Consider the following 21,019-nt stretch of genomic DNA (forward strand, 5'->3'; position numbering starts at 1 on the left):
TATACACGCAATGGATTAATGAAGATGAGGTGCAGCATGAAGAAAATAGCGATTCTCGGGTCTACCGGTTCTATTGGAACGCAAACATTGGATGTAGTCGATATGCATCCTGAACTTTTTCAGGTGGAGGGACTGGCAGCCGGAGGAAATACTGAACTTATCATTGAACAAACCAAGCGATATCGTCCGAAAAAGGTGTCGGTTGGCTCCAAAGAACTGGCTGAGACGGTCGCTCCTCACCTGCCTTCAGGTACGCAGCTCTTCTACGGAAAAGAGGGCTTGGTGGAAGTCGCAGCCGGGACAGATGCTGATACTGTGATTACGGCTGTCATGGGGAGTGTAGGGCTCGAATCAACGCTTGCTGCCATAGAGGCTGGGAAGCAGATTGGACTCGCCAACAAGGAGACATTGGTGACGGCAGGACATATTGTTACTGCAAGTGCTGCGGCAAAAGGTGTCTCTTTGTTACCCATTGATAGTGAGCACTCGGCCATATTTCAATGTTTGAATGGAGAAAACCTCAAACGTGTTTCAGGAATTACTCTTACGGCATCAGGAGGATCCTTCCGCGATTTGACACGTGAACAGCTGCGGGAAGTTACTGTTGAAGATGCCCTTAAGCATCCGAATTGGTCGATGGGTTCCAAAATAACAATCGACTCTGCAACAATGGTGAACAAAGGGTTAGAGGTTATTGAGGCGCATTGGTTATTCGGGCTGACGTATGATCAGATTGACGTGCTGCTTCACCCTGAAAGTATCATTCACTCTTATGTTGAATTCGAGGATACAAGCATTATCGCACAGCTTGGTAACCCGGATATGCGTGTTCCAATTCAATATGCGCTGACTTATCCGGATCGGCTGCCTTCTCCGGCACAGCGTTTATCTCTGGCTCAAGCAGGCAAGCTGCAATTCCGCGAGATGGATATGGAACGGTTCCCTTGTTTAAGGCTGGCTTATGAGTGTGGTAAAATGGGGGGGACTGCAACTACGGCTTTTAATGCCGCGAATGAAGTTGCTGTAGCACGCTTCTTGCGCAAAGAGATATCGTTCCTTAAAATAGAGGATATTATTGCTTCAGTGCTGGAGGCACACCGTAATGTGGACAAACCTGATCTGGAAGAAATCGCAAGATGTGACCGGGAAAGTCGTAAACACGCATTCAATCTGTAATCCCTTTTTTCATCACAAATATGGAAGAAGTGATTCTCTTGTGCGGCACCTTGGAATAATGATAATCTAAAGGGACAGACTTCGGTTCGTGCCGTGAAGGAGGATGGATAGGGATTGGAAACCATACAAGTTGTATTTTTAACGGTGCTCATGTTCTTTGTCATCGTGACGGTTCATGAATGGGGGCATTACTATTTTGCCAAACGCGCCGGTATTCTTGTAAGGGAATTTGCGATCGGTTTTGGTCCCAAATTGTTCTCATATAAAAGAAACGAGACCCAGTTTACGCTGCGCCTGCTTCCATTTGGCGGATATGCACGTATGGCAGGGGAAGACCCTGAGCTTGTTGAAATTCAGGAGGGTCAGACCATAGCGGTTAGACCGGTGGATGACCAAGTGAAAATGATTTATTTGGACCAATTGGATAATCGTAAAAATGTAATACGTGGTGAAGTGATCTCCATTGATATGGAGAATGCGTTAAAGCTGCAATTGGACGTCGATGGAGAGGTACAACAATACCGTATACATCCACAGGCGATGCTCGTGAGTCGCGGCAAACAAACTCAAATTGCACCCAAAGACCGTCAATTTGGCAGTAAGACAGTTGGACAGCGGGCAATGGCGATTTTTGCAGGACCATTGATGAACTTTATCTTGGCTTTTGTATTGTTTGCAGTATATGCGCAAATGGCGGGAGTTCCGGTTGAAAATCCGAAAAATCTGCAAATTGGTGAGGTACTCGAAGGCGGAGCTGCCGATCAGGCAAACTTGCAAGAGGGAGATATCATTGAGACGATCAATGGTACTGCAATAGGTACGGATTCGCAAAAAATGGTGACCATGATTGCCGAGTCCAAAGACAAGCCGATGGAGTGGACACTGCGTCGGGGAGAAGAAACGTTTAACATAACGATAACGCCTCGTACAGTAGAAGGACAAGAGGGAGGTAAGGTAGGAATTGTACCTACGCTGCCAACTCGATCTGTCGGATTTGTGGAGACCTTTAAAGTTTCCGGTGTAGCGATGGTAGATACAACCAAAGTTATCTTTGAAGGTTTCAAGCATCTCATTAATCAATTTAACATGGACGACATTGGTGGACCGGTGCGTACATTCGAAGTAACAGGTCAAATCGCCAAACAGGGAATTGAGCAGTTAACGAGATGGGCGGCTATTTTGAGCTTGTATTTGGGGATTTTCAACCTGTTGCCAATTCCTGCACTGGACGGCAGCCGACTTGTATTCCTTGGAATTGAAGCACTCAGAGGCCGGCCGGTTGACCCTAACCGCGAAGGTATGGTTCATTTTATAGGGTTCGCTATGCTGTTTGTACTGATGCTGGCTGTAACATATAATGATATACTACGTTTAATTAACGGATAATTATGGTTTGATCATGTTCTGTATTTTGCAGAGATGGTCGTTATGGGAGGACGCTGGAGTCTTATGTCAAAGGAAAATGATAAACAATTCGTGACTGAAATCACACCACAGGGCGAGGATTTCTCCCGCTGGTACATTGATGTTATTAAAAAAGCCGATCTGATGGATTACTCTCCGGTGCGGGGTTGTATTGTATTCAAACCGGATGGATATGAAATCTGGGAACATATCAAGGATGAGCTCGATCGTCGTTTCCGTGAAACGGGTCACCGTAATGCCTACTTCCCAATGTTCATTCCAGAAAGCTTTTTCCAAAAAGAAAAAGAGCATGTTGAAGGCTTTAATCCCGAGTTGCCTTGGGTAACAGAAGCGGGCGGAGAAAAGCTGGAAGAACGTCTGGCAATTCGACCTACTTCCGAAACGATTATTGGTCACATGTACTCCAAATGGATTCAATCCTATCGCGATTTGCCTGTTCTGATCAATCAGTGGGCGAACGTTGTGCGTTGGGAGAAAAGAACGCTGCCTTTCCTGCGTACAAGTGAATTCCTCTGGCAGGAAGGTCATACGGCTCATGAGACGGAAGAAGAAGCACGTGAAGAAACCATGCGCATGCTTGAAATCTACCGTGAAGTTGTGGAAGAGTACTTGGCAATTCCGGTTATCAGTGGTCAAAAAACGCCTTCAGAGAAGTTTGCAGGAGCGGTGGATACCTACTCCATTGAAGCGATGATGAAGGATGGACGTGCTGTTCAAGCCGGAACATCTCACTTTATGGGTACGAACTTTGCGAAAGCATTTGAAATTCAGTACCTCAGCCGGGAAAATGTGCTTGAGCATGCTTATACAACCTCATGGGGTGTAAGTACACGTTTGATCGGGGCACTGATTATGGTGCATGGCGATGACCGTGGTCTGGTACTGCCTCCAAAAGTTGCACCAACGCAAGTCGTGATGATTCCAATTGGACCGCCAAAAACTCGTGATGCTGTTGTAGGTCGTGCGGATGAGTTATTCGCTGAACTGAAAAAAGCAGGCATTCGTGTTAAAATGGATGATCGCAGCGATGTTCGTCCAGGCTGGAAATTCAATGAATATGAAATGCGTGGGGTTCCGATCCGTCTTGAAATTGGTCCACGTGACATGGAAAATGGAGTATGTGTGCTCGTGTCACGAATTACAGGCGAGAAAAAGGTAGTAGAACAGGCAAACCTGGTGGAAGAAATTCAGAATATGCTGACAGAGGTTCAATCTGATATGCTTGAGCGTGCACGCACGTTTATGACGGACAACTTCTACTCTGTAGACACGCTTGATGAGATGAAGGAATTGATGGAAAACAAACGAGGCTTTACGCTGGCCGGCTGGTGCGGCTCAGAAGCATGCGAAGATAAAGTAAGAGAAGTAACAGGTGCAACAAGCCGGAACATTCCGTTCCAGCCTGCGGAAGAAAAGCATACGTGTCTGGCTTGTGGTGAAAAGGCGAAGAACACGGTAGTGTTTGCAAGAGCCTACTAGGTCATCACGGACGACCAGCACTATTCACCGTATGAGTAAGTAATGAAAGGCTTCTGTCGGATAAAATGAGTCGGTGCGGGTTCGGATCGGGGACATTTTTGATTGCAGAAGCTTTTCATGTTTTAAGGGGGTACAAGGAGGAACACGATGAGTGGATTCGAGGAGAAACGAAAACGGTTTGAATTGTTGATGAAACAGGCAGAGCTTCCGGCAGGTCTGACCGATCCCTATTTTTTGGATGGATGGATTGAACGGGTAGAGACGAATCGCAGCAACCGGGAATGGCATATCCTGATCTGTAAGGATACGTTGGTCCCTGCACCGATCTATCGTACGTTCAGCCTGCATATTCAGGAAAAAATGAATCATATCGCCAAAATTACATTTGGTTTTAAATATACAGAGCAGGTGCAGGCAGGTGATATCGTCAGCGAATACTGGAACCTGTTTCTGGAGTGGGTCACTCGCGAGATTCCATCCGTAAACGGCTGGATGAACCGGGCTACCTTTGAATGTGAAGCAGACTTGCTGCAATTGACCATGAGTGATTCCACATCGATGGAACTGGCGCGCAAGAAGCAGATTGACCAGGCGATTACGACTTTCTATGAAAAGTATTTCCACCTGCCGTTGCGGATTAAACTACAAGTTGGTGAAGTGGGAAGTAATAAGGAAGCGATGGAGCAGTTCCAGGCTCAGAAGAAGGTCGAGGAACGGCAGGTCATCGAACAGATGATGAGCGAAGTCACCGAGATGGAAGCTCCGGAGGACGAGGATCAGGGTGATGTTCGTTTGCAGATGGGCTATGAGATCAAAGAGCCGGCTGTACCGATGCAGGAAGTTCAGGATGAAGAGAAGAAGATCACGCTTCAGGGATCGATCTTTGGTCTGGACCGCAAGGAGCTGCGAAACGGAAATACGCTCTTTACCTTCTACCTGACCGACTTTACGGATTCCATGCAAATGAAGATGTTTGCGAAAACAAAAGAGGATGTCAAAATCCTCAGCTTGCTGGCTAATGGAAAATGGGTCAAGGTCCGCGGACGAGTAGAGTATGACCGGTTTATGCAAATACCTGAACTGGCCATGATTCCTTCGGATCTGACCGAAATTAAAGCACCTCCATCACGAAAAGATACAGCACAGGAAAAACGGGTGGAATTCCATCTGCACTCCACCATGAGCACGATGGATGCTGTAACAGCCATTGATAAATACGTGAAAACGGCAGCAGAGTGGGGACATAAGGCCATTGCCGTAACAGATCATGGCGGTGTACAGGTCTATCCGGAGGCAGCCAAAGCAGCGAAGAAAAACGGCATAAAAATGATATACGGCCTCGAGGCCAACGTAGTGAATGATTCTGTTGCTGTTGTCATGGCACCACAGCCAATTGAGCTGAAAACAGCCACCTATATCGTATTCGATATCGAGACGACGGGTCTGTCCGTCACCCAGAACAAAATCATAGAGATTGCCGCGGTTAAAGTGCAGGATGGCAAAGAGATCGACCGGTTTGCCACATTTGTAAACCCGCATGAACGGATCCCGTACAATATTCAGCAATTGACGAACATCACGGATGAGATGGTCAAAGACGCACCGGAGCTTGAACCCGTCATTCGCGACTTTGTTGCATTTGCGGGGGATGGGGTGCTGGTCGCACACAATGCCCGATTCGATATGGGCTTTATTCAGGCCACGCTTAAAAATTTGGGCATGCCAGAGCTGCCAAACCCTGTACTGGATACGCTGGAACTGGCGCGGCTTTTGTATCCAAAAATGAAAAATCACCGATTGAACACACTTGCTGACAAATACAAAGTCGCGCTGGAAAGCCATCACCGGGCGATTGATGATACGATTGCACTCGCAGGTATATTAAATGGTCTTGTGAATGATGCAGCCCAATTAAAAGGATTAACCATGCTGGACCGATTAAACGATTACGTCGGGGTTGACCTGTCGAATACACGTCCCTTCCACTGCGGGATCTATGCATTAAATGATGTGGGTAAGAAGAATCTGTATAAGCTGGTGTCCCTGTCTCATACGGAATATTTCAAGCGTGTCGCATGTATTCCGAAATCTAAACTGGTAAGCTTGCGCGAAGGACTGGTCATTATATCCGGCTGTGAAAAAGGAGAGTTTTTCGAGGCTGTCCTCAATAAATCACTGGAAGAGGCCGAAGAAATCGCCGAGTTTTACGACATTCTGGAGATTCAACCCCTGACGATGTATATGCATCTGGTGGACAAGGGGCTTGTTGCCACACCAGAGGAATTGAAACTTGCAGTACGCAAAGTGGTTGATATCGGAGCCAAATTGAACAAACCAGTTATTGCTACAGGCAATGTGCACTATCTGGAGCCGAGGGACAAAATCTATCGTGACATTACCATCCACGGGATTACCGGTTTCAGTCCGCTTAAAGACCAGCGCAAGCCGGATGCTCATTTTAGAACCACAGCAGAAATGTTGGAAGAATTCCAGTTCCTCGGTCAGGATAAAGCCTATGAGGTTGTCGTCACCAATACGATTGAACTTGCAGACCGTTTTGAGGAAATTAAGCTGTTCCCGGACAAGCTGTTTACGCCAATTCTGGAGGGTGCGGACGAAGAGATCCGGAACACCTGCTATAATACGGCAAAGTCGATATATGGTGAAGACCTGCCTGAAGTTATTGTGGCACGCCTTGAGAAAGAGCTGCAGCCGATTATCAAGTACGGTTTCTCAGCCAACTATCTGATCTCGGAGCGGCTGGTGAAAAAATCGAATCAGGATGGGTATCTTGTCGGCTCCCGGGGATCGGTTGGTTCTTCTGTTGTAGCTACATTCCTCGGCATTTCCGAAGTTAATCCGCTGCCTGCACACTACATCTGCGTAAACCCGGAGTGCAAGCACAGCGAATGGTTCCTGGACGGGAGTGTGCCAAGTGGATTTGACCTTCCGGAGAAGGAGTGTCCTAATTGCGGTGGCAGACTGAAAGGTGAAGGACAGGATATTCCGTTTGAGACGTTTCTTGGTTTCAAAGGGGATAAGGTCCCCGATATCGACTTGAACTTCTCAGGCGATTATCAACCACATGCTCACAACTACACGAAAGTGCTATTTAGCGAGAAGAGTGTATTCCGAGCAGGGACCATAGGTACCGTTGCCGAGAAAACAGCCTTCGGTTTTGCCAAGAAATATGAGGAAGAGCATCATAAGAAATGGCGCGGGGCAGAGCTGAATCGTCTGGCTTCCGGTTGTACCGGGGTGAAGCGCAGCACGGGACAGCATCCGGGTGGAATTGTCGTGGTGCCGGATTATATTGAAGTGGAAGACGTTACTCCTGTTCAATATCCTGCGGATGATGTTAATGCAGAATGGAAAACGACCCACTTTGATTATCATGCCTTTGAAGAAAATCTGTTGAAACTGGATATACTGGGACATGATGATCCGACCATGATGCGGATGCTGCAGGATTTGACAGGAATCGATCCGACCACTATCCCGATGAATGATCCGAAAGTCATGAGCATGTTCAACTCCACGGATGCCCTTGGAGTAACTCCTGAACAGATTCGTTCTCCTGTTGCAACCTTTGGTGTACCCGAGATGGGAACGAAGTTTGTGCGTCAAATGCTTATCGAATCCCAGCCTACGTCATTTGCCGATCTACTTCAGATTTCGGGACTGTCTCATGGAACAGGAGTATGGCTTGGCAACGCGCAAGAACTGATCAAGAATGGTACATGTAACATTAAAACGGTAATTGGCTGCCGGGATGACATCATGTTATTCCTTATATACAAGGCGGGTATGGATGCAAGTCTGGCCTTTAAGATTACAGAGAGTGTTCGTAAAGGCCGCGGCTTGCCACAGGAATGGATTGACGAGATGAAAAAATGCAAAGTACCGCAGTGGTACATTGACTCTTGTCTCAAAATCCAGTACATGTTTCCAAAGGCCCACGCAGCCGCATATGTTATTTCGGCAGTACGTACTGCTTTCTTCAAGCTGTATCATCCAATTGAGTACTATGCGACTTATTTTACCGTTCGTGCGGATGAGTTTGACATCGAGCTGGTATGTCAGGGATACGATGCCATCTATCGGAAGATTGTTGAAATTGAACAGTTGGGTTTCCAGGCGCCGCCAAAAGAAAAAAACATGCTGCCAGTCCTTGAGATGGCGCTGGAAATGACAGCTCGCGGATTCTCACTCAAACCGATTGACCTGTACCGTTCTGAAGCTACGAAGTTTATCGTTGACGGAAAAACGCTGATTCCTCCGTTCTCAGCCTTGGCTGGTATTGGTGATAATGCAGCGCGTAATATTGCAGCTGCTAGAGAACATGGTGAATTCCTTTCCATTGAAGATTTCCAGCAAAAATCCAAGGCGAGTAAAACGATTGTCGAACTATTGTCAGGCATGGGTTGTTTCCGTGGTTTGCCGGAGAGCAATCAGCTTTCCCTTTTTTAATGGATGCATAATTAGTCAAAGGATTGCCTTTCAGAGGAATGCGTAATTTTTTCTTCATTAGTACGTAAATGCCCTGAAAGATCGCTTACTTGTCACTATTACCAGACTATGTTATAATTTCTGAAGTGAACGAGATAGTACGAATTTCTAAAGAGTGGGGAAACCCACTCTTTAGTCTTTGGTATACAAGAATCTTGGGTATGAAGAAATTGCCGGCCTAATATGCCGGTGTAACCTAAGTTGGAGGTTATCGGTTTTGAGCACAACGAAGATTAAATCTACCGTGGAAGAAATGATCCAACCCTACTTGAATGAACAAGGTTTCGAGCTGGTTGACATCGATTACGTCAAAGAAGGCAGCAACTGGTTTTTACGGGTGTATGTCGACAAAGAGGGTGGCATCGACATCGACGATTGCGTCTTGATCAGCGAACAGCTGAGCGCCAAGCTGGATGAGAACGATCCGATTCCAACCGTCTATTTCCTTGAAGTGTCTTCTCCGGGAGCTGAACGTCCACTGAAAAAAGCGGAGGATGTTGCGAAATCCGTAGGTAAAAACGTCTTTGTTACAACCTACGAAACGGTGAATGGATTGAAGGAATTTGAAGGCAAACTGCTTTCCTTTGATAACGGGGAGCTTGTGATCGAAGCAGGCAAGAAGCAGTACGCGGTTCCTTACGATAAGGTTGCTAGTGCGCGCTTGGCCATTCTGTTTTAAGTGCCTTGTTCACTTTATTAATGAAAAAGACACATCTCACGATAACGGCAAGGTGCTCATGAGTTCTGAGCCTTTCGCCGTTTTACGTATGAGATGCCATGTTTGAAAGGGGGATCAACATTCATGAGTATGGATTTTATTGAAGCAATGAATGAATTGGAGCGGGAAAAAGGGATCAGCAAGGATGTGCTGTTTGAAGCGATTGAGGCGGCATTAATCTCCAGCTATAAACGCAATTTCAACACCGCTCAGAACGTGCGTGTTGACATGAATCGTAACACTGGAGTTATTCGGGTATATGCTCGCAAGTTAATCGTGGAGGAAGTCCTGGACTCACGCACCGAAATTTCATTGCCTGCAGCACGCGAAATTAACCCACACTTCCAGCTGGAAGATATTGCGGAGATCGAGGTTACGCCGCGCGATTTCGGACGTATCGCCGCACAGACTGCCAAACAGGTAGTGACCCAGCGGATTCGTGAAGCCGAACGCGGCCTGATCTACAACGCTTTCGTTGACAAGGAAGAGGATATCGTTACGGGAGTGGTGCAGCGTCAGGATTTGCGCAATATCTACATCGATCTGGGCAAAATCGAAGCGGCTCTGCCGTTAACCGAATTGATGCCGAACGAAAAATTTGTTCATGGTGACCGTATTAAGGCATACATCACCAAGGTCGAGAATACGACCAAAGGGCCGCAAATCATTCTGTCCCGTACACATCCGGGTCTGTTGAAACGTCTCTTTGAACTGGAAGTTCCCGAGATTTTTGATGGAGTGGTTGAGATTCGTTCTGTTGCACGTGAAGCGGGTTTTCGCTCCAAAATTGCCGTTCATTCCCGCAATGAGGAAGTTGATCCGGTTGGATCCTGTGTAGGCCCCAAAGGAATGCGCGTGCAGACCATTGTGGGTGAGCTGCGCGGTGAAAAGATTGACATCGTTCGTTATTCCGAACAGGTAGACGAATATGTGGCTAATGCATTGAGTCCTTCCAAAGTATTGGAGGTTCAAGTGTTTGAAGAAGAAAAGATGGCCCGGGTCATCGTTCCGGACTATCAACTGTCCCTTGCCATTGGCATCAAAGGCCAAAATGCCCGATTGGCAGCGAAGCTGACCGGCTGGAAGATCGACATCAAGAGCGAGAGCCAGGCGGAACAGGAATTCGGCAGAGAAAAAGATTCTTCTTCGGAAATGCATCAAGATTCCGTCTCCGTCGATTAAAGTAAAGCACGGGGGGCGCTAACGTATGAAACAGAAAAAAGTGCCGCTGCGCAAATGTGTGGCGTGCCAAGAAATGATGCCCAAAAAGCAGCTGATCCGTATCGTTAAAACGCCAGAGGATGAAGTGCTGATCGATTTGACTGGCAAAAAATCCGGACGTGGCGCTTATTTATGCGGCAAGGAATCCTGTTTTAAACTTGCACTCAAAAACCGGTCTTTGGATCGTGCGCTGAAAGGCAAGGTTTCACCTGAAATTTACGAGCAATTGGCTGCTGACTTCGCTTCTGTTGAAGATGATTTCATCGCAGCGCAGGAGCGTGATCATGATGAATAACAAAACGTTGTCTTATCTGGGACTCTCTATGCGTGCAGGCAAGCTGGTGACGGGTGAAGAAATCGTGCTTAAGGCGATCCGTTCTTCCGAAGCTAAAATGGTTATTGTTGCGGGTGACGCCTCGGCCAATACACAAAAGAAATTTCGCGACAAATGTGGAACATACAAGGTTCCTCTGGTGATCGGATTTGACCGGGATAGTCTGGGTTCAAGTATCGGTAAAGAAACGCGGGTTGTTCTTGCAGTAACGGATCGAGGGTTTGCAAAAATGATCTCCAAGCAAGTCGGTATAATGTCGGAGGTGGAGTATATTGAGTAAACAGGAAAACAAGGATAAATTGCGAGTTTATGAATATGCGAAGTCCCTTAATATGAGCAGCAAAGAAATTATAACCATTCTTAAAAAACTGGATATCCCCGTAAACAATCATATGAGTGTCATGGAGAATGGTTCAGTGGGTAAGGTGGAACAATTTTTTAAAGATATAAAATCCACTGCAGCATCCAAACAAGGCAGCGAAGCAAAACCAGTCGCTACTTCGTCGGTGCGCAGTGAAAAAACAGTGGACAGCAGTAAGCCGGCCGGCGGAGCGAACACGCCGAACAACAGTAATACATCCGGTAGTCCCGTACAAACAAAAATACAACAGGAAAAGCAGGTAGGTATGAACAATAGACCAAATTCAAACAATAACAACGGCTCCCAAAGACCCAGCGGCCAAGATAGCCGCAACAGAACAAACTCTTCCCAAGGCTCCAGCCAGGGCGGACAAACAGGTAATCGTTCCAGACCTTCGCAAGGCGGACAAAGCAGTACAGCTTCACGTCCACAAGGCGGAACAAGCAGCACAGCTTCACGTCCACAAGGTTCAGGACAACGTCCGAACAACAGTGGCGGCGGCCAAGTGAGAAGCGCTGGACCAAGCAACACTGGCAATGGCGGCAACCGTAGCGGTGGCCAAGGACAGAGCCAAGGTCAAGGCCAACGTAGAGGCGGCCAAGGCAGTTCCGGTAATAACAGCAACAACGGCAACCGTTCAAACAGTGGCGGCGGCGGACGTCGTTATGACGACAACCGTGGCGGCAACTTCCGTGGCAACCGCGGTGGCAAGAACAACCGTAACAGAAATCAACAACAGTACCAACAACGTGAGAAAATTGATAATACACCTAAGAAAATCATCGTACGCGGTGATATGACTGTAGGTGAAACAGCGAAGCTGCTTCACAAAGATGCTTCCGAAGTTATCAAAAAACTCATTGGTATGGGTGTTATGGCTACAATTAACCAAGAGCTCGATATTGATACCATTCTTCTGCTCGCAGGTGAATTCGGTGTTGAGGTTGAAGTGAAAATTGTGGTTGAAGACGACCGTTTCGAAACGGTGGAAGAGAATGATGATCCTGCGGATCTGCAATCCCGTCCTCCGGTTGTAACGATTATGGGTCACGTTGACCATGGTAAAACAACATTGCTTGATGCCATTCGTTCAACGAATGTAACAGGCGGCGAAGCTGGCGGAATTACACAGCACATCGGTGCTTACCAAGTTGAAATCAACAACAAAAAAATTACGTTCCTGGATACACCGGGTCACGAAGCGTTTACAGCCATGCGTGCTCGTGGTGCTCAAGTAACGGATATTACGATCATCGTTGTTGCTGCGGATGACGGCGTTATGCCACAGACCGTTGAGGCCATTAACCACGCAAAAGCAGCGGGTCTTCCAATTATCGTAGCGGTTAACAAAATCGATAAGCCAGGTGCTGATCCGGACAGAGTAAAACAGGAATTGACTAACTATGAACTCGTTCCTGAGGAATGGGGCGGTGACACCATCTTTGTTAACGTTTCGGCGAAACAAAGAATGGGTCTGGAAGGTCTGCTCGAAATGATCCTGCTCGTTGCTGAAGTGAACGAGTACAAAGCGAACCCGGACAAACGTGCCCGTGGTACAGTAATCGAAGCCGAGCTGGATAAAGGACGCGGCCCAGTTGCCCGTATTTTGGTTCAGCACGGTACTTTGAAAGTCGGAGATGCCTTTGTTGCAGGTAACTGCTTCGGTCGCGTACGTGCGATGGTCAATGACAAAGGTCGTCGTCTGAAAGAAGCTGGACCTTCAACACCTGTAGAAATCACAGGTTTGACTGAAGTTCCAGGTGCGGGAGATCCGTTCATGGTATTTGAAGATGAGCGTAAAGCTCGCTCTATCGCTGACAAACGTGCGATCACGCAACGTGAATCCGATTTGGGTACAAATACACGTGTAACATTGGACGATCTGTTCCAACACATCAAAGACGGCGAAATCAAAGATCTGAATGTCATTATTAAAGGTGACGTTCAAGGTTCGGTTGAAGCATTGAAGGGTTCACTTGCAAAAATAGAGGTTGAAGGTGTACGCGTGAAGATCATTCACAGCGGTGCTGGTGCCATCACCGAATCCGACATCATTTTGGCGGCTGCATCGAATGCCATCGTGATTGGTTTCAACGTTCGTCCTGACAATCAGGCGAAAACAACTGCAGATCAAGAGCAAGTAGATATCCGTCTCCACCGTGTCATTTATAGTGTTATCGAAGAAATTGAACAAGCGATGAAAGGGATGCTTGATCCGATCTACAAAGAAAATGTGATTGGTCACGCTGAAGTTCGCAGCACGTTCAAAATCAGTAAAGTGGGTACCATTGCTGGATGTATGGTTACCTCAGGTAAAATTACACGTTCAGCTGAAGCGCGCCTGATTCGTGACGGCATTGTCCTTTACGAAGGTAAGCTTGATTCACTGAAACGTTACAAAGACGATGCCAAAGAAGTAGCACAGGGCTACGAATGCGGTATTACTCTTGATAACTACAACGATCTCAAAGAAGGCGACGTTATCGAAGCCTTTGTTATGGAGACGGTACAACGATAAGCAAGGAAGCATGAGGTGAACAACTATGGCCAAGATTCGTACAGGTAGAGTGGGCGAGCAGATCAAGAAAGAATTGAGCGTGCTCATCCAGTCTGAACTGAAAGATCCACGTATCGGCTTCATTACCGTAACAGGTGTCGACGTGACTAACGACTTGTCGCAAGCCAAAGTTTATCTGAGTGTCTTCGGTGAACAGGAGCAAAAGGACAATTCGCTTAAAGCACTCGAGAAAGCAAATGGATTTTTGCGCTCCGAGCTGGGCAAGCGGATCAGACTTCGCCATGTTCCCGAATTGATATTCAAGATTGACGAATCGATCGCTTATGGCAGCCGGATTGAGAAGCTGCTTGGTGACATCGGTACCGACAAGAACGAATCCCAGTAACAGCATAAAGGAGACGGCAATGCACACTTATGAACAGGCGCTTCAGGCGGGAAAGCAATTTCTGCTGGAGCATGATGATTACCTGGTCGTGTCGCATGTACAGCCGGACGGTGACGCAGTCAGCTCGACGGTAACAGTGGGCTGGCTGCTGTCATGTCTGGGGAAGACATTCACGATGATAAATGAAGGTGAAATCCCGCAGCGTATGCGTTTTTTGTGGGAAGCCGACTCAATCGTGAACATGACCGAACAACCACCGCAGCGTAAATATAAAGCAGTGATTTGTGTGGACTGTGCAGACTTTGCAAGAGTTGGCTTAACTCGTCATTATTTCGAAGAAGATGCTGTTATATTAAATATTGATCATCATCCAACCAATGATGCTTATGGAACGGTAAATATCATTAAACCGGATGCAGCTGCTACCGCGGAAATTTTGTTTGATTTTGTAAACTTGTTCCCGGTGACGATAAATAAAGATGCTGCAACGGCTATTTATACAGGTTTGCTGACGGATACAGGCGGTTTCCGTTATGCAAATACCAGTCCTAATGTAATGACTACGGCATCCAAACTGCTTGAACATGGCGTGAATGGACCTTTCCTCGCGCAAATTTTGCTCGAACAGGTTACTCTTCCCCAAGTCCGTATCTTGAATCAGGCTCTTTCAAGTCTGAAAATGACCGAGGATGGCAAAATTGCCTGGGTGGTCATTACACCGGAAGATATGATCGCTTGTGGTGCAGCCAATGAAGATCTGGAGGGTGTCGTAAACTATCCGCGAAATATCCAAGGCGTGGAAGTGGGGATCTTTTTCAAAGTGATCAACGATAATGCTGTAAAAGTATCCCTCCGGTCTGCTGGGAAAGTTGATGTCGCTGCACTTGCTCAAACGTTTGGCGGTGGTGGTCACGTACTCGCTGCCGGGTGCCGCGTGGAAGGTGACTTAGATGATATTGTTGCCCAAGTGCTGAAGCAGGTGAATTCACAATGGTAAAACCAATTGAAGGAATTCTGCCTGTATACAAACCTGCAGGTTTCACCTCACATGATGTTGTAGCCAAAATGCGGCGCATTCTGAAAATGAAGCGTATTGGACACACTGGAACGCTGGATCCGCAGGTCACGGGTGTACTTCCACTATGTCTTGGACGTGCAACCCGGGTAGTTGAGTACATGCAGGAACTTCCCAAAGAGTACTTGGCAACACTCCGATTAGGCCTGTCCACAGACACAGAGGACATGACGGGAGAAATTGTCGAGCGTTCAGAAAAGGCAGTGAATGTTACAGAAGAGCAGGTTCTACGGGTCCTTAAGCAGTTCACCGGTACAATTTCCCAGGTACCACCCATGTTTTCTGCGGTTAAAGTCGATGGCAAACGTCTATATGAGCTTGCACGTGAAGGGAAAACAGTGGAGCGCAAGAGCCGTGAGGTTACGATCTATGAGCTTGAACTGACGGGAATCGAAACGCAGGGCGACACAACAGATATTTCTTTCCGCGCATTGTGTTCCAAAGGTACGTATATTCGGACATTGTGTGTGGATATCGGCCGAGAACTGGGCTACCCATCAACCATGGTTCAGCTGGAGCGAACCATTTCTGCAGGGATTACAGCAGAACGTTGCCTTCGCTTCGAGGACGTGGAACAGCACATGGCTGCAGGTACACTGGCTGAAGTGCTGATTCCGGTAGATGAAGCCATTAACTCCATGCCTGCACATAAGGTTCTGGAGGAACACACCAAAGGGGCTCTTCAAGGTCAGAAATTGTCCGCACGTTTACTGGATCCGCCCGTGGAACAGCCTGGGCTTCTGCGGTTATACGCACAGGACGGGACATTTCTCGGTATTTTTGAACGGGATGAACTTAAACCGACCGTTCGAGCAGTTAAGGTTTTTTTACCGGAATAAAGAGGCCTTGAGTTTAGATTAGTGTGGTGTTAAGCTCGGTCTATCAAGTGAAATGCAGGTGATTGATTGTATGAAAACCGTAATGCTAACGTATCCGCAGACATTAAATTCCGATGAATTGCGTAGACAGCCGCAGGTGCTGGCCATCGGCCAATTTGACGGAATGCATCTCGGACATGCAAGCGTCATTCTGTCTGCTGTGCGCATTGCTCGGGAAACGGGCATGCAGGCAGCGGTAATGACCTTCCATCCGCATCCGAAGGAAGTCATGCGTAAAGGAGATTACGAAGGTTATCTGACTCCTTTGAGAGATAAGGAAGATATCCTGGCAGAGATGGGCGTTGATGTGTTATATGTTGTGGAATTTAATGAAGAATTCTCACAGCTGACACCAGAGCAATTTGTACATGATCTGCTGCTTCCACTTCAGACCAGAACAGCAGTCGTGGGTTTTGACTTCCGCTTTGGTCATAAGGGAGCTGGGGATGAACAGATGCTTCGGGCGCTGGGCAGTGATCAAATGTCTGTAGAGACTGTGCCTCCATTTTTGCTCAATGGTGAGAAAGTCAGCAGTTCTTTAATCCGTGGATTGCTCAAACGCGGAGAAATGGATGAAGCAAGTCAGTGGCTGGGACGCCCATACAGCATTAGGGGGACAGTCATTCACGGAGAGAAACGCGGACGGACAATTGGTTTTCCAACCGCTAATCTTGAACTGACGGATCATTACGTGGCACCTGCAAAAGGTGTGTATGCTGTTCGTGTATATTATCGGGATCAGCTGCTGCGAGGGGTAATGAATCTTGGTGTGAAGCCCACATTCCATGATAGTGGAATGAAACCCACGTTTGAAGTGCATTTGCTTGATTTTGAAGGGCATCTGTACGATCAGGAGTTGAGGGTGGAGCTGGTTCACTACATCCGTGCAGAACGCAAGTTTGACTCCATTGATGCTTTGATCAGTCAGATTCGTGAAGATGCCCTGACTGCTGCGCGACTCTTAAGTTGAAATTCTGGGTAAAATGGATGTTTACATTTACTTTCGTTAGGCAACTATGATATAATGTACTACGTTGTCGTTTTAGACAACAGACAACCTTGGCTTGGTTGCATGCTCTCACCGGCGGTGACGAGGCTAATGGCGATTATAATGAAGGAGGTGAATAGGATGGCATTGACTCAAGAACGTAAACAACAACTGATCGACGAGCACAAAACTCACGAGTCCGATACTGGATCACCTGAGGTGCAAGTTGCTATCCTTACGGAAAACATCAGAAGTTTGACAGACCACTTGCGTACGCATAAGAAGGACCACCACTCACGTCGTGGACTTTTGAAAATGGTAGGTCAACGTCGTAAGCTCTTGGCTTACGTGAAAAACAAAGATGTTAAACGTTACAGCGCATTGATCGAGAAACTCGGATTGCGTCGTTAATTATCGTACATGTTTTCAAAACCAACCTGGCTGTTTTCCGTCATTCCTCATTAGAGGGACAAGCGGAGTTTACAGCCGGGTTGTTTTGTAGATGAACATGTTGCCATATATTTGTAGATGATAGCTCCGCAAGGGGCTTTTGTTTTGCAGGTTAATGAATGCAGGACAAGCAGGAAATACTGATGAAATGCAGAATCCATTGTGTAAGGAACGATTAGAAGGAGGGATTTCATGGAAAAGCGTGTTGAAATGCAGCTTGGTGGAAGAACGCTTGTGCTTGAAACAGGACGTTTGGCCAAACAGGCTAATGCTGCCGTTAAGGTAACTTACGGAGATACCGTTGTATTGTGTACCGTGACAGCATCCAGCGAGCCGAAAGATTTGGACTTTTTCCCGCTCACGGTGAACTATGAAGAAAGATTGTATGCTGTAGGTAAAATTCCAGGCGGATTCATTAAACGGGAAGGAAGACCAAGTGAGAAAGCCATTCTCGCAAGTCGTCTGACAGACCGTCCAATTCGTCCATTGTTCCCTGAAGGTTTCCGGAATGATGTACAAGTACTTAATATCGTTATGAGCGTTGACCAGGACTGTGAACCGCAAATTGCTGCCATGATCGGTACATCGGCTGCACTGAGCATCTCGGACGTACCATTTAACGGACCTATTGGTGGCGTAAAAGTTGGACGTATTGATGGTGAGTTCATCATTAACCCTACGATTGCACAGCTTGAAGTTAGTGAGATTGAGCTTGTAGTTGCAGGGACCAAGGATGCCATCATGATGGTAGAAGCGGAAGCAAACGAAGTTCCGGAAGAAATCATGCTTGAAGCCATCATGTTCGGACATGATGAAATCAAGAACATTGTGGCTGTTATTGAACAGCTTGTTCAAGTGGCCGGCAAAGAAAAAATGGCTGTCAAACTGCACGCCGTGGATGCTGAAGTCAACAGCAGCGTACGTGAATTTGCGAGCGCTCGCCTGGTTGAAGCAGTTAAGATTGCAGAGAAGCATGCTCGTCAGGATGCCATTGACGTAGTGAATGACGAAACTGTTGCTCACTTTGAAGAGAAATACATTGAAACGCCTGAACTGCTCAAAGACGTGAAGGAAGTGCTGCACGATATCGTTAAAGAAGAAGTGCGCCGCCTGATCACTCATGATAAGGTTCGCCCAGACGGACGCGGACTTGCGGAGATTCGCCCAATTGAGTGTGATACATCCTTGCTGCCACGCACGCATGGTTCCGGTTTGTTCACACGTGGTCAAACACAAGCGCTTAGCATTTGTACCCTTGGTGCTCTGGGTGATGTTCAGATTCTGGACGGAATTAGCCTGGAAGAAACAAAACGTTTCATGCATCACTACAACTTCCCTCCATTCAGCGTAGGTGAAGCTCGTCCACTGCGTGCTCCGGGTCGTCGTGAAATTGGACATGGTGCTCTGGGTGAACGTGCCCTTGCTAAAGTCATTCCTTCGGAAACGGACTTCCCGTACACCATTCGTCTGGTATCAGAAGTACTTGAATCGAACGGATCAACTTCACAGGCAAGTATTTGTGCAAGTACACTGGCGATGATGGACGCAGGTGTGCCAATTAAAGCGCCAGTTGCTGGTGTGGCTATGGGTCTGATCAAAGATGGAGAGCATGTATCCATTCTAAGTGATATTCAAGGCATGGAAGATCACCTGGGAGACATGGACTTCAAAGTTGCAGGAACACCAGACGGCGTAACAGCGATTCAAATGGATATTAAAATTGATGGTATTGATCGTCAAATTTTGTCCGAAGCTTTGGCTCAAGCCAAAGAAGGTCGTATGCATATCCTTGGCAAAATGACCGAAGTGATGCAAACTCCACGTGAGCAGTTGTCACAATATGCTCCTAAAATTACAACCATGCATATCAATCCGGATAAAATCCGTGATGTCATCGGTGCAGGTGGTAAAATTATCAATAAAATCATCGAGGAAACCGGTGTTAAGATTGATATTGAACAGGATGGACGTGTATTTATCGCTTCTTCCAACCAGGATATGAACGATAAAGCAAAATCGATTATTGAAGGAATCGTACGCGAAGTGCTCGTTGGCGAGATTTATGTCGGCAAAGTAAAACGTGTTGAGAAATTCGGTGCTTTTGTTGAAGTTCTTCCGAACAAAGAAGGTCTGGTCCACATCTCACAACTGTCTACAGAACGTGTTGCTAAAGTAGAAGATGTTGTAGCCATTGGTGATTCCATTACGGTTAAAGTGACGGAAATTGACCAACAAGGCCGGATCAACTTGTCCCGCAAAGCAGTATTGACGGCTGAAGCTCCGGCACAATCCTAAATCCTGCTGTATGTTCTACAGATTGATTGAATGAAGAGACAGAATGTGTATTTCTGGCTCTTTTTTTAACGCCTAAAATTCCATAATGTTTGCGGTTTTCGAAAGACCGCCTGAATTTGTTCATATTCTTGCCCTTGTCCTCATATGATGGGGACAAAGACGGCGGGAGGATGGAACTGTGAAAAACCAATCCAAAAAGCTGGTTGCAGTTCTGGCAGGTGTGGCAGCTGTCATACTGGTCGGACAAGTAGGCAGTGTACGTACATACATTACGGAGATCCGTGATGGCCCTGGTACACAAAATGCATTTGACATGTTTAAAGAGGCGACCGGAGAGGATGCATTGTTGTCGGCGATCCGGGATAAAGCGGCCGAAACCAAAATTGCTCCGGTCAATGCGAAAGTAGATCGGGTATGGAAAGCAATACCAGGATATAATGGCATGGAGATTGATGTGGAAGCCACGTATCGCAAGGCGCTTGGTGGGAACTTGAATACAAAAATTTCATATGTTTACCGTCAGGTTGAGCCGGAAATCCAGCTTAAGGATTTGGGAGCTCATCCCATATACCGGGGGAATCCTGCGAAACCGATGGTTTCGTTTATGATCAATGTGGCCTGGGGGAATGAGCACATTATCCCGATGCTCGATATTCTCGAGGCCGAGAAGGTGAAGGCTACCTTTTTTCTGGATGGAAGCTGGCTGAAGAAAAATGCCGAATTGGCCAAAGAGATCCAAAAACGTGGGCATGAACTATCCAACCATGCTTACTCCCATCCCAATATGAGCCGTTTAAGTGCAGAACGGGCCAGACTCGAGATTGGAAAAACCGAGGATTTGCTCAAAGAAACACTGGGGGTGGAAAATCGCTGGTTTGCACCCCCCTCAGGTGATTTTAATCAGAAAACAGTGGACATTGCGTCAAGCATGGGATTGCAAACGGTCCTATGGACACTGGATACGGTAGACTGGCGAAAACCAAGTTCAGCCTCGATTGTAGATAAAATTGCTGCAAAGGTGGAGGCCGGTACGTTGATTTTGATGCATCCCACGGCGTCTTCATCCGGCGCATTGAAAGGCATGATTCAATCGATACGGTCCAAAGGGCTTGTACTTGGTACCGTGAGCGAAACGTTATCTTCCGAGCGTATTAAAGCTCCAACGGTTGAGTGAGCGGCGTTTTTTTGTTAATATCAAACAGTTGGA

At 47.0% G+C, this 21,019-nt stretch carries 16 protein-coding genes; all 16 read left to right on the forward strand.

Features of this window, described 5'->3' with window-relative positions:
* Positions 1-36 precede the first annotated feature (36 nt).
* The 16 genes from AAIH57_RS01065 (at position 37) to AAIH57_RS01140 (ending at position 20,986) form a co-directional block, all read left to right on the forward strand.
* Positions 37-1,176, forward strand: coding sequence for a 1-deoxy-D-xylulose-5-phosphate reductoisomerase (locus AAIH57_RS01065; RefSeq protein WP_175396040.1), 1,140 nt, complete (start codon positions 37-39; stop codon positions 1,174-1,176).
* A gap of 114 nt (positions 1,177-1,290) precedes the next feature.
* Positions 1,291-2,562 carry an RIP metalloprotease RseP gene (rseP, locus tag AAIH57_RS01070; RefSeq protein WP_430020266.1) on the forward strand — a complete coding sequence of 424 codons (1,272 nt, stop codon included), beginning with the start codon at positions 1,291-1,293 and terminating at the stop codon, positions 2,560-2,562.
* Positions 2,563-2,625: 63 nt separating this feature from the next.
* A complete protein-coding gene (proS, locus tag AAIH57_RS01075) occupies positions 2,626-4,080 on the forward strand; it encodes a proline--tRNA ligase (protein WP_175396038.1) in 1,455 nt (484 codons plus the stop codon).
* Between the two features lie 147 nt (positions 4,081-4,227).
* Positions 4,228-8,550, forward strand: a complete 4,323-nt coding sequence (locus tag AAIH57_RS01080) for a PolC-type DNA polymerase III (RefSeq protein ID WP_430020267.1) — start codon at positions 4,228-4,230, stop codon at positions 8,548-8,550.
* A gap of 256 nt (positions 8,551-8,806) precedes the next feature.
* The gene (gene rimP, locus AAIH57_RS01085; RefSeq protein WP_413033932.1) at positions 8,807-9,268 is read left to right on the forward strand and encodes a ribosome maturation factor RimP; all 462 of its coding nucleotides are present in this window, start codon (positions 8,807-8,809) and stop codon (positions 9,266-9,268) included.
* Between the two features lie 123 nt (positions 9,269-9,391).
* Positions 9,392-10,489: a transcription termination factor NusA gene (nusA, locus tag AAIH57_RS01090; protein ID WP_095287723.1), complete on the forward strand. Its 1,098-nt coding sequence runs from the start codon at positions 9,392-9,394 to the stop codon at positions 10,487-10,489.
* Positions 10,490-10,514: 25 nt separating this feature from the next.
* Complete coding sequence (gene rnpM, locus AAIH57_RS01095; RefSeq protein ID WP_095287722.1) at positions 10,515-10,823, forward strand: RNase P modulator RnpM; 309 nt, start codon at positions 10,515-10,517, stop codon at positions 10,821-10,823.
* A complete protein-coding gene (locus AAIH57_RS01100) occupies positions 10,813-11,142 on the forward strand; it encodes a YlxQ family RNA-binding protein (RefSeq protein WP_029880929.1) in 330 nt (109 codons plus the stop codon). Before rnpM ends, AAIH57_RS01100 begins: the two co-directional genes overlap by 11 nt.
* Positions 11,135-13,741 (forward strand): translation initiation factor IF-2, encoded by a 2,607-nt coding sequence (gene infB / locus AAIH57_RS01105; RefSeq protein ID WP_175396035.1) that lies wholly within the window; start codon positions 11,135-11,137, stop codon positions 13,739-13,741. Before AAIH57_RS01100 ends, infB begins: the two co-directional genes overlap by 8 nt.
* 25 nt (positions 13,742-13,766) lie before the next feature.
* Entirely contained in the window at positions 13,767-14,126 is a 360-nt protein-coding gene (gene rbfA / locus AAIH57_RS01110; RefSeq protein ID WP_095287719.1) for a 30S ribosome-binding factor RbfA, read from the forward strand.
* 19 nt (positions 14,127-14,145) lie between these two features.
* Positions 14,146-15,123: a DHH family phosphoesterase gene (locus AAIH57_RS01115; protein ID WP_175396034.1), complete on the forward strand. Its 978-nt coding sequence runs from the start codon at positions 14,146-14,148 to the stop codon at positions 15,121-15,123.
* Entirely contained in the window at positions 15,117-16,040 is a 924-nt protein-coding gene (truB, locus tag AAIH57_RS01120) for a tRNA pseudouridine(55) synthase TruB (protein ID WP_430020268.1), read from the forward strand. The genes AAIH57_RS01115 and truB overlap by 7 nt, the downstream gene beginning before the upstream one ends.
* Positions 16,041-16,110: 70 nt before the next feature.
* On the forward strand, positions 16,111-17,049 hold the full coding sequence (locus AAIH57_RS01125; protein WP_175396032.1) for a bifunctional riboflavin kinase/FAD synthetase: 939 nt from the start codon (positions 16,111-16,113) through the stop codon (positions 17,047-17,049).
* 159 nt (positions 17,050-17,208) lie between these two features.
* Positions 17,209-17,478 (forward strand): 30S ribosomal protein S15, encoded by a 270-nt coding sequence (rpsO, locus tag AAIH57_RS01130; protein ID WP_056700672.1) that lies wholly within the window; start codon positions 17,209-17,211, stop codon positions 17,476-17,478.
* 231 nt (positions 17,479-17,709) lie between these two features.
* Entirely contained in the window at positions 17,710-19,812 is a 2,103-nt protein-coding gene (gene pnp / locus AAIH57_RS01135; protein WP_175396031.1) for a polyribonucleotide nucleotidyltransferase, read from the forward strand.
* A 178-nt stretch (positions 19,813-19,990) separates the two neighbouring features.
* Positions 19,991-20,986 (forward strand): polysaccharide deacetylase family protein, encoded by a 996-nt coding sequence (locus tag AAIH57_RS01140; protein ID WP_430020269.1) that lies wholly within the window; start codon positions 19,991-19,993, stop codon positions 20,984-20,986.
* Positions 20,987-21,019: the final 33 nt, after the last annotated feature.

Source organism: Paenibacillus sp. MABNR03 (genome assembly GCF_050455445.1).
Lineage (GTDB): Bacteria > Bacillota > Bacilli > Paenibacillales > Paenibacillaceae > Paenibacillus > Paenibacillus xylanilyticus.